Origin of the sequence: Streptomyces sp. YIM 98790, assembly GCF_011421595.1 — a bacterium.
GTDB lineage: Bacteria > Actinomycetota > Actinomycetes > Streptomycetales > Streptomycetaceae > Streptomyces.
In genome coordinates, this window is record NZ_WTLH01000057.1 from 1 (window position 1) to 19823 (window position 19823).

The 19823-nt window shown below is 76.3% G+C and carries 13 protein-coding genes; 6 read left to right on the plus strand and 7 right to left on the minus strand.

Features of this window, described 5'->3' with window-relative positions; all coding sequences use genetic code 11:
- Positions 1 to 3023 (minus strand): GNAT family N-acetyltransferase (locus GQS09_RS12285; protein WP_165986073.1); only part of this gene is annotated, 3023 nt, incomplete at its 3' end.
- A 368-nt stretch (positions 3024 to 3391) separates the two neighbouring features.
- On the opposite strand from GQS09_RS12285, the gene GQS09_RS12290 reads away from it, so the two are divergent.
- On the plus strand, positions 3392 to 5152 hold the full coding sequence (locus GQS09_RS12290; protein ID WP_207957744.1) for a GAF domain-containing protein: 1761 nt from the start codon (positions 3392 to 3394) through the stop codon (positions 5150 to 5152).
- Between the two features lie 90 nt (positions 5153 to 5242).
- On the opposite strand, the gene GQS09_RS12295 is transcribed toward GQS09_RS12290, so the two are convergent.
- The 3 genes from GQS09_RS12295 to GQS09_RS12305 all read right to left on the minus strand — a co-directional run bounded on the left by GQS09_RS12295 (position 5243) and on the right by GQS09_RS12305 (position 8025).
- On the minus strand, positions 5243 to 5911 hold the full coding sequence (locus GQS09_RS12295; protein WP_165986074.1) for a hypothetical protein: 669 nt from the start codon (positions 5909 to 5911) through the stop codon (positions 5243 to 5245).
- A 136-nt stretch (positions 5912 to 6047) separates the two neighbouring features.
- Positions 6048 to 6665 (minus strand): SRPBCC family protein, encoded by a 618-nt coding sequence (locus GQS09_RS12300; protein ID WP_165986075.1) that lies wholly within the window; start codon positions 6663 to 6665, stop codon positions 6048 to 6050.
- A gap of 343 nt (positions 6666 to 7008) precedes the next feature.
- On the minus strand, positions 7009 to 8025 hold the full coding sequence (locus GQS09_RS12305) for a LacI family DNA-binding transcriptional regulator (protein ID WP_165986076.1): 1017 nt from the start codon (positions 8023 to 8025) through the stop codon (positions 7009 to 7011).
- A gap of 149 nt (positions 8026 to 8174) precedes the next feature.
- Between GQS09_RS12305 and GQS09_RS29395 the strand changes: the two genes are divergently transcribed.
- From GQS09_RS29395 to GQS09_RS12320, 3 genes are all read left to right on the plus strand, one after another.
- The gene (locus GQS09_RS29395; protein WP_165986077.1) at positions 8175 to 9164 is read left to right on the plus strand and encodes a hypothetical protein; all 990 of its coding nucleotides are present in this window, start codon (positions 8175 to 8177) and stop codon (positions 9162 to 9164) included.
- Positions 9161 to 11386: a bifunctional serine/threonine-protein kinase/ABC transporter substrate-binding protein gene (locus tag GQS09_RS12315; protein ID WP_165986078.1), complete on the plus strand. Its 2226-nt coding sequence runs from the start codon at positions 9161 to 9163 to the stop codon at positions 11384 to 11386. The genes GQS09_RS29395 and GQS09_RS12315 overlap by 4 nt, the downstream gene beginning before the upstream one ends.
- A gap of 90 nt (positions 11387 to 11476) precedes the next feature.
- On the plus strand, positions 11477 to 13810 hold the full coding sequence (locus GQS09_RS12320; protein ID WP_165986079.1) for a bifunctional serine/threonine-protein kinase/ABC transporter substrate-binding protein: 2334 nt from the start codon (positions 11477 to 11479) through the stop codon (positions 13808 to 13810).
- A gap of 59 nt (positions 13811 to 13869) precedes the next feature.
- Here the strand turns inward: GQS09_RS12320 and GQS09_RS12325 are convergent, their stop codons facing one another.
- A complete protein-coding gene (locus tag GQS09_RS12325) occupies positions 13870 to 15276 on the minus strand; it encodes a PHB depolymerase family esterase (RefSeq protein ID WP_165986080.1) in 1407 nt (468 codons plus the stop codon).
- Positions 15277 to 15303: 27 nt separating this feature from the next.
- Here GQS09_RS12325 and GQS09_RS12330 point away from each other — a divergent pair, with 27 nt between their 5' ends.
- Positions 15304 to 16827, plus strand: coding sequence for a helix-turn-helix domain-containing protein (locus GQS09_RS12330; protein ID WP_313896110.1), 1524 nt, complete (start codon positions 15304 to 15306; stop codon positions 16825 to 16827).
- On the opposite strand, the gene GQS09_RS12335 is transcribed toward GQS09_RS12330, so the two are convergent.
- Positions 16796 to 17728 carry an alpha/beta hydrolase gene (locus GQS09_RS12335; protein ID WP_165986081.1) on the minus strand — a complete coding sequence of 311 codons (933 nt, stop codon included), beginning with the start codon at positions 17726 to 17728 and terminating at the stop codon, positions 16796 to 16798. The genes GQS09_RS12330 and GQS09_RS12335 overlap by 32 nt on opposite strands.
- A 165-nt stretch (positions 17729 to 17893) precedes the next feature.
- Here GQS09_RS12335 and GQS09_RS12340 point away from each other — a divergent pair, with 165 nt between their 5' ends.
- Positions 17894 to 18061, plus strand: coding sequence for a hypothetical protein (locus GQS09_RS12340; RefSeq protein ID WP_165986082.1), 168 nt, complete (start codon positions 17894 to 17896; stop codon positions 18059 to 18061).
- Positions 18062 to 18131: 70 nt separating this feature from the next.
- Here GQS09_RS12340 and GQS09_RS12345 read toward each other — a convergent pair whose 3' ends face one another.
- On the minus strand, positions 18132 to 19715 hold the full coding sequence (locus GQS09_RS12345) for an alkaline phosphatase (protein WP_165986083.1): 1584 nt from the start codon (positions 19713 to 19715) through the stop codon (positions 18132 to 18134).
- Positions 19716 to 19823: the final 108 nt, after the last annotated feature.

A 19823-nucleotide genomic window follows, 5' to 3' on the forward strand; every position in this document is an offset into this window, starting at 1 on the left:
GGGCCGTCCGGCGCGGACGCCGGGCCGGCGGTGGAGGCGGCGCCCGGGTGGCTGCGCAGCCGCCGCAGGTACGGCGCCGGGGCGGTCCGCGGCAGCAGCCGGATCCGCACGTCCAGCGGGGTGACCGCCTCCGGCCGGGCCAGCACCGGGTTCAGCTCGGCCTCGGCCACCTGCGGCAGATCGCAGGCCATCCGGGACAGCCGGTGCAGCAGCTGCTCCAGCCCGGGAAGGTCCGCGGCCCGGCTGCCGCCGTAGCCGAACAGCAGCGGGGTGCAGCGCGGCGCGGTGATCAGATCGTGCACGTCCCGGTCGGTCAGCGGGGCCAGCCGGGCGGCGTGGTCGGCCAGCAGCTCGGTGGCCGTGCCGCCCAGGCCGAACAGCACCAGCGGGCCGAAGACCTGGTCCTGTACCACGCCGGCCACCAGCTCGGTGCCGCCGCGCGGGGCCATCGGCTGGACCACCGCACCGGTCATCGTGCCGTCGAAGCGGCCGGCCAGCTCCCGGTAGGCGGCCCGGGCGGCCTCCGGGCCGGCCAGGTCGAGCCGCACCGCGCCCGCCTGGGATTTGTGCACCAGGCCGGGCCAGTGCGCCTTCATGGCCACCCGGCCGCCCAGCCGGCCGGCCGCCGCCGCGGCCTCGTCGGCGCCGGTCACCCAGCGCCAGGGCAGCTGCGGGATGCCGTAGGCGTCCAGCAGCGCCGCGCACAGCCGCGGGTCGGCCCAGCCGCCCTCGGGGTGCCGGTGGAGGAATGCGGTCACCAGCGTCCGCGCCCCCGGCAGGTCGATGCCGTCCAGCTGTGGCTCGGTGCCGGCCGCGCGGGCCCGCCAGCGGGCGTAGCGGGCGACATGGGCCAGGGCCGCCGCGGCCACCACCGGGTCGCCGTAGCAGGGCACCAGCCGGCCGTCCGGTGCCCGGTCCAGCCGGACGGACGCCTCCTGGGCGGGCAGGACCGCGACGACCGGACGGTCCTGGCTCCCCGGAGGCGGGAGCAGAGCCGGGACCGGATGGTTCCCGGCCGCCGCCGGGATCGCGGTCGGCACCAGGGAGACCAGCACCGCGTCCACCGACGGCGACCGGACCAGCAGCTCCAGGCAGGCCCGGAACTGGTCCGCGGTGACGGCCGAGGTGGCGTCCACCGGGTTGGCCGGGGCGGCGCCCTCGGGCAGCACCGCGGCGAGCCGCTCGATCAGCTCGGCGGGCAGCTCCGGCACGGTCAGCCCGGCCTCGGCACAGGCGTCGGCGGCCAGCACGGCCGCCCCGCCCGCGTTGCTGACCACGGCGATCCGGGGCCCGGCGGGCTGCGGGTGGCCGCGCAGGGTGTCCCGGTGCGGCTGGGCGTGCAGCAGGGCGGCGGTGGCGGTCAGCTCGGCGAGGGAGCGGGTGGCGATGATGCCGGCCTGGGTGAACAGGGCCTGGCGGGTCATGGTGGGGGTCGCGATGGCGGCGGTGTGCGAGGCCGCCGCCCGCCGGCCGGCCTCGGACCGGCCGGCGTCCACGGTGAGCACCGGCATCCTGCGGGCCACCCGGCGGGCGGTGCGCGAGAAGGCGCGCGGGTTGCCGAAGGACTCCAGGTGCAGCAGCGCCATGCCGGTCCGGCCGTCGCACTCCCACCACTGGAGCAGGTCGTTGCCGCTGACGTCGTACTTGTCGCCGAGCGAGACGAAGTCGGAGACCCCGATGCCGAGCCGGGACAGCGCATCCAGCAGGGTGATGCCGACACCGCCGGACTGCACCGCCACCCCGGCCGTGCCGGGGCTCGGCGCCCCGGCGGCGAAGGTGGCGTCCAGCACCCCCGCCCCGGGCGGGGCTCCGCTCCCGGGCGGCTGCTCCGCCGCCACGGGGAACAGCGGCCGGCGGACCCGGCCGGGCACCGCCGGGCCGGGGGAGCCGGCCGGAGCGGCGTCCGCCGCACGCACCGCGGCGCCGGGAGCGGGAGAGCCGGGAGGACCGGGAGAGCCGGGAGGACCGGGGGCGTGGTCCGTGCTGGCCACGCCCAGGCAGTTGGGGCCCACCAGGCGCATGCCGTGCGAGCGGCAGGACTCCAGCAGCGCGGCGCCCTCACTCGCGGCCAGGCCGGAACTGATCACCACCACCGCACGCACGCCCCTGCGCCCGCACTCCTCGGCGACGGTGGCCACCGCCCGGGCGGGCACCGCGATCACCGCCAGGTCCGGGGCCTCGGGAAGCTCGCCGACCGCCGCGTGCACCGGCACGTCCCCGACGGTGGCGCCGCCGGCGCTCACCGCGTACAGCGGGCCGGTGAAGCCGTGCTCGCGCAGGTTCCGCAGGATCGCCCGGCCCACCGACTCCGGGCCGCGGCCGATGCCGATCACCGCCACCGAGCGGGGCCGCAGCAGCGGCTCCAGGCTCGCCACGTCCGCGCAGCGTCCGCGGGCGTCCACCGCGCTGCGGTAGCGCTCGTCCTCCTCCAGGTCGATCACGCACCGCACCTCGGGCCCGTCGTAGCGGCGCCGGACCCGCAGCCCCATCCCGGTCACCAGCTCCAGCAGCGGGTTGTTCTGCGCGAAGGCGTCGGCGGTGAACGCCCGGATGCCCTCGCCGAGCGCCGCGTGGGCCAGGTGCTCCAGCAGCAGCGTGCCCACGCCCCGGTGGTGCCAGCCCTCCGCCACCGCCACCCCGATGTCCGCGGTGTCCCCGGCGGCAGGGCCGTCGCCCGGCAGGCCCGGGCCCTCCGGCAGGCCCGCGCCTGCCGGCTCCGGCGCGTTGCGGTGGTACTCGGCGACGCCCAGCACCTCGCCCTCCCGGACCGCCAGCAGCGCCCGGCTCCCCGGCCGCGGCGGCCGGCAGACCTTGTCCGCGGAGCGTTCCGCCACCCGGAAGCCGGCGCCCAGGAAGCGCAGCCGCAGATGCTCCGGGGACATCGCCCGGTACATCCGCAGCACGTCCTCCCGGTCGTCCGGCCCGGCGGGCCGGATCTCCACGGTGGTGCCGTCCGCCAGCAGGGCGTAGGCGCCGCCCGGCCGGTGTCCGGGCCGCAGTTCTGGTGCCGGCGTCGTCGTCATCGAAGGCTCCCTGCACGGTCTGCACGGTGGGTGCGGCGGTCGGTGCGCTCGGCGCGGCCGGTGGAGGCGTCCCGGGACGCCCGCCGGTGACGGGCCCCCGGGGCCGGCTTCCCGGCCCCGGCGGACGGCCCGCCGGAACGGCCTGCGGATACGGTTCCGTGATGCTGCTTCAAGAGTCCGGCGCGGCAGGCGCATCCCGCAGGGGCCGGATGGTCCCTGGGACGAGGGCGGGGCGGCCCTCCTTCGCGGGGCTTCCCGGGGCGTGCGCGCGCCCCGGGCAGGGCCGTTCCGCCCCCCACCGCCCTCCGGCGCCGCCGCGTCCATTGGCTACGCTGCTGAGGCCAGGGGAGCAGCACATTGGAGGAGCCATGGCCGAGGCCGCCGAGCAGCAGGACGGACAGGAGCGCAGCATCCAGCGGCCGCCGGCGCTGCCGCAGCTGAGGCTGGACCAGCTGCTGGACGAACTCCAGCTCCGTCTGGACGCCGCCCGCCACACCCAGAACCGCATGCACAGCCTGCTGGAGGCGGTGCTCAGCGTCGGGCGGGAACTGGAGCTGGACCAGGTGCTGCGCCGCATCGTGGAGGCAGCCACCACGCTGACCGATGCCCGCTACGGCGCGCTCGGCGTGATCGGGGACAACAACCGGATCGCCAAGTTCCTCACCGTCGGCATCTCCGACGAGCTGGCCCGCAAGATCGGCCCGTACCCCTCCGGCCACGGCATTCTCGGCGAGCTGATCCGCCACCCGCACCCGCTGCGCCTGGCCGATCTGAGCGCGCACCCGGCCAGCTACGGCTTCCCGGCGCACCACCCGCCGATGCACAGCTTCCTCGGCGTGCCGATCCGGGTGCGCGACGAGGTCTTCGGCAATCTCTACCTCACCGAGAAGCGCGGCGGCGCCGAGTTCGACGCGGACGACGAGGCGGTGCTCACCACCCTGTCGGTGGCGGCCGGTGTGGCCATCGACAACGCCCGCCTGTACCGGGAGAGCCGCCGCCGCGAGCAGTGGCTGGGGGCCATCGGCGAGATCGTGCGGACCCTGCTCTCCGGCGCGTCGACCACCGATGTGCTCGGCCTGATCGCCCGCAAGGCCCTGGAGGTCGCCGAGGCCGATTCGGCGTGTGTGCTGCTGCCCACCGCGGACGGCTCCGCGCTGCGGGTGGAGATCGCCGAGGGCACCGACGCCCGGATGCTGGCCGGGCTGCGGGTCCCGATGGAGGACTCCCTGTCCGGCGCCGCCGCCCGCACCGGCGAGCCCGCCGTCACCCTGGACATCCGCTCCGATCCCGGCGGCTTCGGCTTCCACGGGCTGGAGGAGCCGCAGGGCCCGGTGGTGGCCGTGCCGATGCTCTCCCCGCACGAGGCCGCGCGCGGTGCGCTGCGGCTGGCCCGCAGGGCCGGCCGGACGGGCTTCGACGACATCGAGGTGGGCCTGCTCTCCGGCTTCGCCGCACAGGCCGCGCTGGCCCTGGAGGTGGCCCGGCACCGCACCGAGTCGGAGCAGGTCAAGCTGTTGCAGGACCGCGACCGGATCGCCCGCGACCTGCACGACCTGGCCATCCAGCGGCTGTTCGCCACCGGTATGACGCTGCAGAGCGCGGGCCGGCTGATCGACCGCCCGGAGGCGGCCGACCGGGTCAACCGGGCGGTGGACGACCTGGACGAGACCATCAAGATCATCCGCTCGACGATCTTCGCGCTGCGCACCTCCGGGGACAGCGCGGACGAGCGCAGCCTGCGCCGCCGGCTGACCAGGGTGGTGAACTCGGCCTCCGAGGTGCTGGGCTTCATGCCCGCGCTGCGCATGGAGGGGCCGGTGGACACCGATGTCACGGAGGAGATCGCCGACCATGTGGAGGCGGTGACCGCCGAGGCGCTGAGCAATGTGGCCCGGCACGCGCACGCCCGGCGCGCCGATGTGGCGCTCACCGTGGCCACCGAGGTGGTGCTGACCGTGACCGACGACGGGCTCGGGGTGGGCAGTCCGGCCCGCACCGGCGGCCTGTCCAACATGCGCTCGCGCGCCGAGCAGCTCGGCGGCGGCTTCGAGGTCGGCCCGGCCGGCGAGGAGAACGGCGAGCCCGTGGGCACCCGGCTCGTCTGGCGGGTCCCGCTCCCCGCGCAGTAGCCCCGGGACCCGGACCCGCATGTCCCCGGGCGCCCGGTGCGCGCCGTCCCGGGCGCGCCGCCGTCCCGGGCGCGCGGCCCGGGTCGGGACTCAGCGTTCGGGACCGCTGGGGCCGGTCTGCCAGTGGGAGCCGACGCTGGCCCACTCGAACTCCCACTCCAGCTCCCGCCGCCGGTTGAGCGCGGACAGCGCCGCGCGCCGCACCAGCAGCACCACCACCACCCAGGAGCCGGCCACGAACGACGCGGCGATGAGCGACTGCACCATGGCCTCGGCGGGCGTGGGCGGCTCCTTGACCAGCCGGCCGCTGTCGTCCGTCCACAGGGTGATCTCGGTGCCGGGCACCGCGTCCGCGGGCACCAGCGTCTCCTGGCTGCGCTGTCCGCCGCCGGGGGCGGTCCACTCGACCACCGCGGTGCCGTCCGGCGCGAGCACCTCCTCGGCGGCCCCGCGGCCGCCCTCCGTGCCGCTGCCGCCCTCGTCCCGGGGCTGCCGAGGATCCGGCAGCACCACCGCCGTCACCTCGTGCCGCTGGTACCGCAGGTCGCTGAGATCCTGGTGGACGGCCAGGTAGGTGACCACGCCCGCCGTGGCCACACCCAGCGCCAGCGAGACCGTCAGGACCAGCCGCAGCCAGGCCTCCAGCAGATCGCTGCGGCGCCGCAGCGGATTCCGCCGCCAGCGCCAGAACGTGCGTCTGCGCAGCCGGGGTGTCCCGTCCTCCGCGTGACCGGCGCTGCCGGCATTCCTGGCACTCATGACCTCTCTCCCTGACGGTCCGGACATGTACTGCGACGCTGTGCTCGTCGTCAGCGTCCTGGTCCGGGTACCCAGGAGAGCAGGGGCCACAGGTCCCCACCGCGGTCCGACCGGCCCCGTGCCTCCGCGGCGCCGGTCAGCCGTGGGCGGCGGGGAGACGGAAGCGGCGGGGCAGGGGCGGGAAGCGCCGGGGCTGGCGGGCGAGGGGCCCGGGCCCCGGCTCGTGACCGATCTCGGCCCGCCCGGTGTCGCCGGTCAGCACCTCGTAGAGGCGCTGCACGTCGTCCGGCAGATCGCGCCGCCAGGCCATCGCCACCACGGGCCAGAACAGCAGCAGGCCCCCCGACAGCCAGGAGGTCACCTGCACCGCCACCCGGCAGCCGGACCGGTGCGGCCGCAGATGGAAGTCGTAGCGCGGCACCTGGGTGCCGAGCGGGGTCCACATCCGCTGGCCCAGGAAGCCCACCCGGTCGAACGGCTCGCACACGCAGCGTTCCAGCCGGTGGTGGCGGTGGCGGCCGGGAAACCGGTACAGCCAGGTGTCCGCGGGATCCGGGGCCGCGGCGACGGCGCCGGCGAGGGCATCGGCGGCGCCGCTCCCGTGGTCCCGGTCCCCGGGCCGCGCGGCGGCCGGCGGCGGCAGCACCTCCAGGACACCGGAGTGCCATCGGGGCAGATTGCGCGCGTCGGCGAGGAAGGCGAACACCTCCTCGGCCGACAGCGGCATGGTCACATGGACCCGCACCTGAGGCATGCGGCACCTCCCTAGGGCCCGGACCCGTGTCCGCCGGGCCGGGCTGCCCGCTCCCCGAACCGGGTGTTTACCTCGTCGGGTGGTGTACCTCGTCGTGGCCTCCACAGTGGGCTCCGGCGCGCACGGTGTCCTCCGCTGCTGCTCCGTTCGGGGGACCGCACGACCCGAACGGCCGGGCGATGGGCGGCTGAACGTGCGAACCGGCTGCGAGGGGGGAGGGACGGGAGGAAGGACCGCGGCGGACGCGGGGGATCAGGAGGCGGGGCCGGCCCCGGCCGGGTCGGGCGACCCTGCAGACGCCCGGGACGCCCCGGCGGGCCCTCGGCCGGCCGGCCGCCGCGGCTCAGGCGGACTCGCGGACCACCAGAGAGGTCGGCAGCGTCACCCGGTGCCGGCCGCTGCTCCGCCCGGCGATCTCCTCCAGCAGCATGCGGGTGATGGTCCGTCCGATCTCCGCCACCGGCTGCCGCACGCTGGTCAGCGGCGGATCGGTGTGCCGGGCCACCACCGAGTCGCCGAATCCGGCCACCGCGACGTCCTGGGGCACCCGGCGGCCGTGGCGGCGCAACTCGGCCAGGGCGGCCGCCGCCATCACATCCGAGGCCGCGAACACCGCGTCCAGGCCGGGGCGGCGCTCCAGCAGCGCCCGCATGGCCGCCCGGCCGCCGTCATGGCCGAAGTCGGCCGGCTCGGCCAGATCACGGTCCGGCGTCAGCCCGGCCTCGCGCAGCCCGTCCCGCCAGCCCGCCCTCCGGGCGGCGGCCACGTCCATGTCCAGCGGGCCGGTGATGGTGGCGACGGTGCGCCGTCCCCGCTCCAGCAGATGACGCACGGCCAGCCGGGCACCGCCGGCGTTGTCCGCGTGCGCGTGGTTCATCGGCTCGCCCGGCCAGCGGCGGCCGGCCAGCACCGCCGGCAGGTCCAGCCGCCGGAGCAGGCCCGGCAGCGGGTCGTCCCGGTGCACCGAGGTCAGCAGCACCCCGTCCACCCGGCGGGCGGTCAGGAACTCGGTGAGCCGGTCCCTCTCCCGCGGGCCGCGCACCAGGATCAGGAGCAACTGCACCCTGGTCCCGGCCAGGGCATCGCCCACCCCGCGGATCACATCGGAGAAGTACGGCTCCTCGCTCAGCCGGCTCTCCTGCTCCGGGATGACCAGGGCGATGGATTCGGTGCGGCGGGTGACGAGGCTGCGGGCCGCCGGATCGGGCACATAGCCCAGTTCGGCGATGGCCGCCTCCACCGCCGCTCTGGCCTGCCGGCTGACCAGCGGGGAGCCGTTCAGCACCCGGGAGACCGTGGTGCGGCCGACACCGGCCCGCGCGGCCACGGTCCTGATGGTCGGCCGACCGCTGGAGACCATCCGGAAACCTCCCTGAGATCCGGTTCCCCCGGCCGCCGGCCGGCTGTCCGGTTTCCCCGGGGCGTCCCTGCGGCCGGTGTCAACTTCCGCGCCACGAACGTACACTGGCCGCCCGGTCCGCAACCGTGGGACGCTCGTGTGGGGGGAGCATGACATACCGCAGAACCGGCGGACGGACATGGCCCGCCGGCATGGCGGCGGGTCTGCTGTTACTGCTCGCCGGCTGTACGGCCGGGGGCGGAGGGGGAGGGGAACCGGAGCGCCCGGCGGACGCGACGGCCGGCGACAGCCAGTCCCCGGCCCCCGGCCCCGGGGAGACCGACGGGACCGGAGGCACCGACGGGTCCGGAGACGCCGGAGACGCCGGGGAGAACGACGACGGGGCCGTGGCCGAGGCCGGGTTCAGCTTCGTGCTCGACCCGGAGAAGGTCCCCGCCACCGCCGCCGAAGCCGCCGCGCTGGCCGCCCGGGTGGCACCAGGGCCCGAGGACTTCGGCCCCGGCTACACGCCCCGCGAGACCTTCGAGGACGACCCCGGCGAGTGGGCGGTGCTGGGCGAGGACTGCGTCTGGCGGCGTGCCCCCGTGCCCGACGGGGTACTGGCCAGCCTCACCCGCTACACCGAACTCCCCGCGGAGGACGGCAAGGGCGCGGTCCGGGCGGCCCTGGTGATCACCGTGCACCGCGACGTGCGGGGCGCCGAGTGGGAGATGGCCCGCACCATCGAGGACGCCCAGCGCTGCCCCGGCCAGCAGCTGCGCCAGGAGGAGTGGGTGCGGGGCCTGACCTCCATGGGACAGGAGCTCGGCGTCCTGGGCAACCGGACCGCCGAGGACTCCCTCCAGGAATTCGGCGAGTTCTTCGCCGGCGACCGCGGACCGTACCCCTACCACTGGTTCCGGACCCGGATCGGCCCGGTGACCCTCGCCTTCTCCGCCAAGGGCGCCGAGGGCCGGACCCCGGACGAGGTGAGCGACGGGGGGCTGCTCGCCCTGGTCCGCACCTCCTCGCGGGTGGAGCAGGAACTCGGCGCGGACGGGACTGCCGGACGGGACGGGGCATCCGGGCCGGACGGCACGGCGGACAGTGCGGGCGACGGCGGCGCGGACGGCGGCGCCGGGGAGGACGACGACGCGTGACCGAGCCACTTCGCCCGGCCGACCCGTCCTCGCTGGGCGGCCACCGGCTGCTGGGCCGGCTGGGCGCCGGCGGCATGGGCGTGGTCTACCTGGGCCGCACCCGGGCCGGTGCCCTGGCCGCGGTCAAGATGATCCAGGCCGACCACGCCGGGGACCCGGAGTTCCGCGCCCGCTTCCGGCGCGAGGTGGAGCACGCCCGGCGGGTGGAGAGCCCCTGGGCGGTGCCCGTCACCGGCGCCGACACCGAGGCGGAACACCCCTGGATGTCCACGTCCTTCGTGCCCGGCCCCTCGCTGGCCGAGGCGGTCGCCCGGTGCGGCCCGCTCCCGCCGCGCGCCGTGCTGATCCTGGCCCGGATGCTGGCCCGCGCCCTGGCCGCCGTCCACCGGGCCGGCCTGGTGCACCGGGACGTCACACCGCAGAACGTGCTGCTCGGCCCGGACGGCCCGCGGCTGATCGACTTCGGCATTGCCCGCGCCGCCGAGGGCGCCACCACCCTCACCGGCGAGGGCCTGGTGGTGGGCACGCCCGGCTTCCTCGCCCCCGAACAGGCCGAGGGCCGCACCGAGGAGACCGGCCCGGCCGCCGACGTCTTCTCCCTCGGCTGCCTGCTCGCCTACGCCGCCACCGGGCACCCCCCCTTCGGCACCGGTGCGCCCGACGCCCTGCTCTACCGCACCGTGCACGACGAGCCCGACCTGTCCGGCCTGGACGGGGAGCAGCACACCGAGACGGTGGCGCTGCTGCGCGCGTGCCTGGCCAAGGACCCGGCCGGCCGCCCGGACCCGGAAGCCCTGGACGCCGCGATCACCGAGGACATCCCGTCCGGCACCGTCACCTGGCTGCCCGACGAGGTGGTGCGGCTGATGGCGGCCCGCGCCTCCGAGATGCTCGCCCTGCCCGGCATCGACGCCACCCGGGCCGACGGACCCGGCCCCGGCGGCGGCCCGCCCGGCGGCCCCGCCCGGCCCGGACGCCGCAGGCTGCTCGCGCTGGCCGCGGGCGGCGCGGCGGCCCTGGCGGGCGGGGCCTTCCTGTTCCGGGCGCTCTCCGGCCGCGGCGCAGAGGGCGCGGACGGGGACGAGAAGGGCGGAGCCGGAGGCGGCGGCCCGGCCGGGGACGCCGGTTCCGGCGGGCCGCGCATCGCGGTGCACGCCGACCTCTCGGGTCCCGGCCGGGCCGCCGGGCAGGAGCAGGAGCGCGGGGTGCGGCTGGCCCTGGAGGAGTTCAACGCCCGCCGGGGCACGCCCTTCACGCTCACCCTGGTGGTGGAGGACGACGGCGGCGACCCGGCGCGCGCCGCCGAGTCCGCGGCCCGGCTGGCCGGGGACCCGGCCGTCCTGGCCGTCATCGGCCCCACCGGCGACGCCGCCGCCCTGGCCGCCCTCCCCGTCTACGAGGAGGCGCTGCTGCCGATGCTGGCCGTCTCGCCGGGCCGGGACACCCTGGCCGCCGAGGCGCTGCTGCTGGAGGACAGCCGGGTGCTGCTGCGCACCCGCCCCAGCGACATCCACCTGTCCGCACCGCTGGCCCTCATGCTGCTGGACTCCCCCGGCTCCGGCTATCCCGGCGTGCTCCAGGACCGTGCCCTGGGCATCCAGAGCCAGGTCTCCGCCTCGCTGATCAACACGCTGGTGCGGGACAACGGGGGCGCCACCCATCCCCGGGTGGTGCCGCCCGGGGTGCTGGAGAACGAGGGCTACGGCCCCGTGGTCTCCGAGATGCTGGCGGCCGGCATCGACGCCTTCCTCTACGCCGGGCCCCCGGAGGGCGCCGCCGCGGTCGCCCGCGAACTCACCGCCGCCGGCTTCCCCGGACCCCGGTACACCTGGCAGCCCGCGCTCGACCCGGTGTTCCTGGAACGGGCGGGCGAGGCGGCCGAGGGCTGGACCCTGGTCTCCGCGTTCACCGACCCCTCGGCGCTGCCGCAGGCCGGGAGCTTCGTCACGGCCTACCGGGACAGCCACGGAACCGGCCCCGGCCCCTGGGCGGCCGAGTCCTACGACGCGGCCACGCTGCTGCTGCGGTCCCTCACCGAGGGCTCCGGCGGGCCGCCGGACCGGGCGGCGCTGGCCCCGATGCTGCGCGCCGCGACCCTGGAGGGCGTCGCCAAGAACTACGCCTTCTCCCCGGAAGGGCTCTACGAGGGCGAGGGAACCTTCCTCTACCGGGTGGAGGACGGCGCCTTCGTCCTCCTCGGCCCGTCCGGGACGCCCGGCTGAGCGGCGGCCCCGGCACGCACGGAACCGGCGGGCACCCCGCACCACGGCAACCGGCAACCGGCAACCGGCAACGGACACGGTGACGCGCAGATGGAAGCACTGAAACCCTCCGACCCGGCCTGGATCGGCGGCCACCGGCTGCTGCACCGCCTGGGCGCCGGCGGCATGGGCGTGGTCTATCTGGCCCGCTCGCCCGGGGGCGCGCTGGTGGCGCTCAAGCTGGTGCGCAGCGAGTTCGCCGACGAGCCCGGTTTCCGCCGCCGTTTCCGGCGCGAGGTCGAGGTGGCCGCCCGGCTGCGGGGCCGCTGGCTGGTGCCGGTCACCGCGGCCGACCCGCAGGCACCGGAACCGTGGCTGGCCACCGCCTACGTGCCCGCGCCCTCGCTCGCCGAGGTGCTCGCCGGGTACGGGCCGCTGCCGGAGCGCACCGTCGGGGTGCTGGGCCTGCGGCTGGCCGAGGCGCTCGCCGAGGTGCACGCCGCCGGGCTGGTGCACCGGGACGTCAAACCCGGCAACGTGCTGCTCGCGCTGGACGGCCCGCGGCTGATCGACTTCGGCATCGCCCGCCCGGTGGGAGCCACCCCGCTGACCGCCACCGGAACGGTGGTCGGCTCGCCCGGCTATCTGTCGCCGGAGCAGGCCCGTGCCCGGCCCGCCGAGATCGGCCCGGCCGGCGACATCTTCTCGCTGGGCTGCGTGCTGGCGCACGCCGTCACCGGCCGCCGTCCGTTCGGCACCGGCAACGCCTCGGCGGTGCTCTACCGCACGGTGCACGGCGAGCCGGACCTCGCGGGCGTGCCGGGTGCGCTGCTGCCTCTGCTGCGTGCGTGCCTGGCCAAGGACGCGGCCGGCCGCCCGTCCGCCACCGGGCTCCGCCACCGCCTGGCGGCCGGACCGGCGGCCGGGGCCGTGGAGGGCGAGCGGGCCCGCCCCGCACCGGAGGTGCCGGACGGGCCCGCCGGCCTCCACGGAGCCCCGACCCTGCCGGCGGCGGCCGGGACCGGGACGGGGACCGGCGGGCAGCAGGACGGCGGTGCCGGCGGTGCGGGCGGTGACGGGGACTGGCTGCCGCCGGAGCTGCCCCGGCTGATCGCCGAACGCTCCGCGCGTGCCCTGGACCTCCCGGCCCCGGAACGCACCGAGACCGGCCCCGCCCCCACCGGGCCGGACACCGGGCGGCCCTCCCGCCGCCGGCTGCTGGCCGGGCTGGGCACCGCGGGCCTGGTGGCGCTCGGCGGCGGTGCGGCCGCGCTCCTCGCGGCCGACGGCTCCGGCGCCCCACCCTCTCCGCCGCCCGGCACCGCCCCCTCCGCCACCGGTGACCGGCCGCGCCGGGTGATCGGCCTGCACGCCGACCTCACCGGCGCGGCCGGCGCCGACGGCACCGCCCAGGAGCGCGGCGCACGACTCGCTGTCGAGGAGCACAACAGCCGCCCCGACCGGGCGTTCGACCTGGCCCTGGAGGTCTACGACGACCGCGGGGACCCGGAGCGTGCGGCGTCCGCGGCGGCGCGCTTCACGGACACCGCCGAGCCGGCCGTCGCGGTCGTCGGCCCGACCACGGACGCCGCCGCGGTCGCCGCGGTGCCCGGCTACCAGGAGGCGGAACTCCCGCTGGCCGCGGTGTCGGTGGCCGTGGCCGACCTCTCCGCGGTCACCTACTCGGTCTATTTCTGCCTGCGCCCGACCGGGGACGCGTACTCCGCCGCGCTGGTCTCCTACCTCAGCCGCGCCGAGCCCAGCACCCGGATCGCCGTCTTCGAGGACACCACCGCCGCCCACGAGATCCGGAGCATCGCGACCTCGCTGGCCGTCACCCCGCCGGCCGACGCCGAGGTCACGGTGTATCCGGCCGGGGACGGCGAAGGGGTCTTCGAGGCGCTGGCCGGTACCGTCCTGGCCGGTGGCGCGGACGCCGTGGTGTTCGCCGGGGAGACCCCGGAGCGGGCGGCGGCCTGCGCCCGGGCGCTGGCGGCGGCCGGGCACACCGGCCCCCGGCTGGCCCTGGAACCGGTCCTGGCCGGCGGGCGGTTCCTGGCCGAGGCGGGTGCGGCCGCCGAGCGCTGGGTGGTCGCCACCGGCTACACCGATCCGGCCGAACATCCCGGGGCGGAGGAGTTCACCGCCGCCTACCGGGAGCGGCATGGCGACGGTCCGGTGCCGCGTTTCGCCGCCGAGGCCTACGACGCGGTCAACTTCGTGGCCGGCGCACTGGCGGATCTGCCCGCGGAGGGGGATCTGCGGGACTCGCTGCGGCGCAGACTGCGCCGCCACATCCACCGGGGCATCACCCGGCGCATCGCCTTCCAGCAGACCACCCGGGCCTTCGACATCTCCCAGGGCCTCTTCCTGCACCGGGTCGGCGGCGGCCGGGTGCGGCTGCTGGGGGCCTACGACGACGCCGGACCCGCCTGGGCGCCGTGAGCCGCCCGCTGCGGACGGCTCACGGCCGGGCCGGCCCGGCGGGACCGGACCGCTGCCGCTCAGCTCACGGTGCAGGCGGTGCCGTTGAGGGTGAACGAGGCCGGGTTGCCGGAGTTGCCCGTGTGCGTGGCCTGGAAGCCGATGGTCACGCTGCCTCCCGGAGCGATGGTGGCGTTCCAGGCGGCGTTGGTGGCGGTGACGGCTCCGCTGTTCGGGCTGTAGTGGGCGTTCCAGCCCGAGGTGATGCTCTGCCCGCCGGGCAGGGTGAAGGCGAGCGACCAGCCGCTGACCGTGCTGCTACCGGTGTTGGTGAGGGTGATGTTGGCGACCAGGCCGGTGTTCCAGGTGTTGGTGGAGTAGCCGACCCGGCACCCCTGGCCGGGATCACCGCCGGTGGTCCCGCCGTTGGTGGTGCCGGTGCTGGTCCCGCCGTTGGTGGTGCCGGTGCTGGTCCCGCCGTTGGTGGTCCCCGTGCTGGTCCCGCCGTTCGTCGTCCCCGTGCTGGTCCCGCCGGAGGTGTCTCCGGGCTGGTCGAGACCGAAGAACTGGATGGCGCGCAGGGCCTGGCCGCTCTGCGGCAGCGAGTGGCCCACCCCCTGGAGGCTGATCGCCTCCACCGGAGCCATGGTGCCCGTCCCGCCGTACCGGGTCCGGGTCCAGCCGGACTGCGGCGAGTCGGTCGCCGACGGGGTCTGGCTCAGGCCGTGGACGTCGGTCCACTGGTCGATCTGCTCCTGGAAGTTGGGGTAGCGCAGGGTGTCGTCGTTCGTGCCGTGCCAGATCTGCATCCGCGGCCGGGCACCGGAGTAGCCCGGGTAGGCGGCCCGCACCATGTCGCCCCACTGCTGCGGGGTGAGATCGCGCTGTCCCTGGGCGCACTGGCTGTTCCAGCTGGAGCCGTCCGTGGTGGCGAAGCAGCCGAACGGCACGCCCATGAAGGAGGCACCGGCCGCGAAGACGTCCGGGTAGTTGCCCAGCATGACGTTGGTCATCATGCCCCCGGAGGAGGCGCCGGTGACGAACACCCGGTCGGGGTCGGTGCTGTAGTTCCGGTGCACGTAGTCGATCATCGACTTCAGGCCCACCGGATCGCTGCCGCCGTCCCGGCGCAGCGCCTGCGGGGAGGACACGTCCCAGCAGTTGCCGTCGCGGTTGGCCGACGGGTAGATCACGATGAAGCCGTACTGGTCGGCCAGCCGGGCGAACTCCGAACCGGAGTAGAAGGCCGGGCCGGTGCCGGTGCAGTAGTGCAGGGCCAGCAGCACGGGCGCGCGCTGCTGCACCCGGTCCGGCACATAGAGGTGCATCCGGTTGTTGGACGGGTTGGCGCCGAAGCCGGTGACCTCGGTGAGCTGGGCCGCCTGCGCGGTCGGCGCGCCGGCCAGCAGCGCGGCCAGTACCGGCAGCACTCCGGCCAGCACTGTCCCGAGCAGTAGACGGACCCGGCGTGCGGCTCTGTTGGACATGGACCTGTCCTTTCTAGACTCATGGGTGTGAAGGGCTTGCTGCTGCGCTTGTCGTCGATCGATGCGGACGCGGCTGCCGCGGTGCGTGTGATCGCGCACTTCCAGGCGCTGCTGGACTGCCGGGTCACCCCGGCCGCCCTGGTGCGCTCCACCGCCGGCCTGGCCGAATGTCCGGCCGGCCTGGAGCTCGCGGACGGGCGGACCTTCCGCTGCGGCCCGGACGGTGTCGCCCTCACCGGTCCTCCGGAGCATGTCTCCGGCCGTGTCGCGCTGCGTCCGGCCGGCCGGGTGTGGCTGGAGCGGCCCGGCGCCGAACGCCCTCTCGACGAACTGGTGCTGGAATGGCTGGCCATCGCCGCCCGCACCATGGAGCAGCCCTCGATGGTCGCCGACCCGGCGCTGGTCGAGCTGGTGCTCTCCCGTCGCGAGGCCATCGCCGACCGGGCGCGTGCCCTGCGGCTTCTGGGCCTCGCGCCCGAACTCCCGCTGCGCGTCGTCGTGGTGACGGACGAGGCCCGCGAACCGGACGTGGCGGCACTGGCCCTGCTCGGGCGCAGCGCAGTGCCGGGCACGGTCCGGGTGGCGCGGGTCGGCACGCTCGGTGCCGTGCTGGTGCAGCACGGCACCACGGCGGCCTCCCCGCTGGCGGAACTCCGCGCGGTGGCCCGGGAGTCGGTACGGGTCGGCATCGGCGCGGCAGCCGGCGGGCTGCGCGCGCACGAGTCGTGGGAACAGGCCCGGGTGGCCCTGCGGTTCACCACCGCCGGGCCGCCGGACGACGCGGTGGCCGGCCATGACGAGCTGGGGGCCGTGACCTTACTGGCCGAGATCCCGCCGGACCGGCTGCGCCGGCTGCCGGACACCGAGGCCCTGGAGGCGCTGGCCGCGGCGGAGGGCGGGAGGATGCAACTGGCGGCGCTGGCGGCCTTCTGCCGCACCGGCTCGCTCCGCCTGGCAGCGGCCGAACTCCATCTGCACCACAGCTCGGTGGCGGCCCGGCTGGCCCATGTGGAGGGGGCGCTGGGCTGGCGGCTGCGTGATCCCGGGGACCGGTTCCGCGCCCAGCTCGCGCTGTACGCCCGCCGCCTCGCCGCGGCGGGGGAGGGCGGCGAGGGCGGCGGGCACTCCGGAGCCGCGGGGGAGCGGGGAGACTCCTGGGATCTCCGCGGCTCCGGAAGCATCCCCGGTCCCCGGACGGCAGAGGCCCCCACGGACCCCGGGCGCGACGGCGACCGGGACCCGGACGGCGACCGGGACCGGGACAGCGACCGGGACCGGGACAGGAACAGGGACAGGGAGACAGCCGCCGGTCCGGCCGCCGCCCCGGAGGCGGCCGGCGACAACTCCGGCGGACGGCTGGACTCCCGGCCCGGCACCGGGGCGGCGTCCGCCGCCCGGACGGATGCCGGAGCCGGTGGCGCCGCCCCCGGCCGCGCGCCCGACGCGGCCGGGGAACGGCGTCCCGGCGCCCGCGGCGGCGGTGCCGCGCGGGACGCTCTCGGAAGGGGCCGCACCGGGCTCACCAGTCCAGCGCGCGGCGCAGAACAGTGACCGCCTCCGCCGTGATCCGCTGCACCACGGCGGCGTGCCGGACCATGACCGCGCCGTGGAACGTGCCGGGAAAGAGGTGCAGTTCGGTGGGCACCCGGGCGGAGAGCAGGCTGCGGGCGTAATCGATGCCCTCGTCCCGCAGCGGATCGAACTCCATCACCCCCACATAGGCCGGCGGCAGTCCGGCCAGGTCCTCCGGGGCGGCCCGTCCCGGAGCGGCCGTCACCGGCACGTCCGCGGAGCCCGGCACCCCGCAGCCCAGATAGGCGGCCCAGCTCAGCCGCCCGCTGCACCGGTTCCACACCGGTGTGTCGTGGAAGCGGCGGGCGCTCGGCGTGGCGAGGCGGTCGTCCAGCGAGGGACTCTCCAGGTACTGGAAGCACACCTGCGCCCCGCCCCGGTCCCGGACCAGCAGGGCGACCGCGGTGGCCAGGCAGCCGCCCGCGCTGTCCCCGCCGACCGCGATCCGCTGCGGCCGCACACCGAGCGAGTCCGCGTGCTTGGCGAGCCAGCACAGCCCGGCGTAACAGTCCTCCAGCCCGGCCGGATACGGGTGTTCGGGCGCCAGCCGGTAGTAGGGCGAGACCACCACGGCGGGCAGCCGCCGGCACAGGTCCAGATTGGTGTCGTGGTCGGCGTCCGGCGAGCCCAGCACGAAGCCGCCGCCGTGGATGCGGAAGAACGCCGGCAGCGGTCCGGGCATCCGGGTCGGGCGGTAGACGCGCAGCGCCACCTCTCCGCTGCGGATCTCCGAGACCTCCACCCCCGTGGTGTCCGCGGCGGCGACCTGGACGGCCAGCTCGGCGGCCTGGGCGGAGCGGGCCGCCGCCAGGTCGGTGATGTCGACCTCGGGCATCATGGCCAGGGCGGCGGCCAGTTCGGGATCCAGCGGATAACGCATGCGCATCACCGTGACATGGACAGCTCAGCCAGGTCATCCGACAGTCGTCGGGCGATCGGCCGCGCCGGTCCGCTGACCGGCGGGGACCGGCCGGGGCGGGAGGTCACGGCTGCGGCGCCGAACGGCCCCTGTGACGGCGCTCCGCGGTGCGGCAACGTGCGGCCCATGAGACCTCTGGTACCGCGTGTTCCCCAGGTGTCGCTGGCGGTCCCCGCCATGGTGCTGCTCGGCGGCGTGCCGGCCACCGCCGCCGTGCTGCGCCGCCGCCGCTCCGCGCGCACCCGCCGCACCGCCACCCCCGGCACCGGGTCCTCGGACGGCCCACGCATGTGAGCCCCGGCGGGGCCCGGGCGCCCGGGAACCCCGGGCCCCGGGAACCCCGGGCCCCGCCGGCCCGCGGCGCCTACTGGCCCACCCGTCCCGGCTGGAGCGTCTTCGAGAACAGCACGCCGCCGTCCAGCTCCCGCAGGCTGACGGTCAGCTCCCCGCTGTCCCCGTCGATCTCCGCCTCGCCGTAGAACTGGAAGCCCTCGGCCGGGGAGACGTTCGCCCGCTCCGGTGCCCTGACGAAGACCCGCTCCGGACCGAAGGTCCCGTCCAGCGCGTTCGCCGGGAACGCCCCGGCGTTCAGCGGGCCGGTGACGAACTCCCAGAAGGGCTCGAAGTCGCCGAACGCCGCCCTGTCGGGCCGGTAGTGCTGCGCCGAGGTGTGGTGCACGTCGGCGGTCAGCCACACCGTGCCGGTGATCCGCCGGTGCTTGATGAAGCGCAGCAGCTCGGCGATCTGCAGCTCCCGGCCGAGCGGCGCACCGGGATCGGCGTTGGCCACCGCCTCGTACGCGGTGGCGCCGTCCGCCACCACCAGGCCCAGCGGCATGTCGGCGGCGATCACCTTCCACACCGCCCGGGAGCGGACCAGTTCCGACTTCAGCCAGCGCAGCTGCTCCTCGCCCAGGATGCCCTGCGGGTCCTCGGTCTGCCGGTTCGCCGAATTCGCGTTCCGGTACGTCCGCATGTCGAGGACGAACACATCCAGCAGCGGGCCGTGACGCACCACCCGGTACATCCGGCCCTGCCGCCTCCCCGGCCGCGGCGCGGAGACCGGGAAGTACTCCGTGAACGCCTGCCGGGCCCGCGCCGCCAGCACATCCACCGAGGTCTCGGTGTAGCGGGGGTCCGTCAGCACCTCGCCCGGATACCAGTTGTTGGTGACCTCGTGGTCGTCCCACTGCACGATCGACGGCACCTGGGCGTTGAACCGCCGGTAGTTCTCGTCCAGCAGGTTGTAGCGGAAGTTCCCGCGGAACTCCGCCAGCGTCTCGGCGACCTTCCGCTTCTCCGGCGTGACGAGATTCCGCCACACCCGCCCGTCCGGCAGCACCGCCGACTCGCCCAGCGGTCCGTCCGCGTACACGGTGTCCCCGCTGAACAGGAAGAAGTCCGGATCCCGGCGGGCCATCTCGTCGAAAATCCGGTAGCCGCCCAGCTCCGTGTTGATCCCCCAGCCCTGGCCGGCCAGATCGCCGGACCAGACGAAGCGGGCACCGTCCCGGCGGCGGGCCGGCGCGGTACGGAAGGTGCCGGTCACCGGCTCACCGGTGCGCCGGGGGTCGTCCGGGTCGGCGAGGGTGACCCGGTAGTGGATCTGCCGGCCGGGCGGCAGACCGCACAGCGCCATGCTGCCGGTGCCGTCGGTCCCCGGCCCGAGCAGCGGCCCGGTCCAGCGGCGTGCGTGGCGGAACGACTCCGTGGCAGCGGTCTCCACGATCATCCGGGCCGGCCGGTCCGACCGCACCCACACCAGAGCGGAGGTGCCGGTCACCTCACCGGCCTGGACACCCCAGGCCGCCGACGGGCGCCCGGAGAACGCCTGCGCGGGCGCGCCGCCCGACACGGCGGGCAGCGCCATCGCCGCCGGGACCACCGCCGCCCCGCGCAGCACCGTCCGCCGCCCGACCCGGCCGCCGGACCCCTGTGCCGTTGTCATACCGACCTCCCACAACCTCAAGGCTCAGCCGAACAACGAGCAGCATGTCCGCACAAACCCAGCCCGCCGCCTCGCCCCCGCTAACACCGGGCAAATCCCCGGCCAACG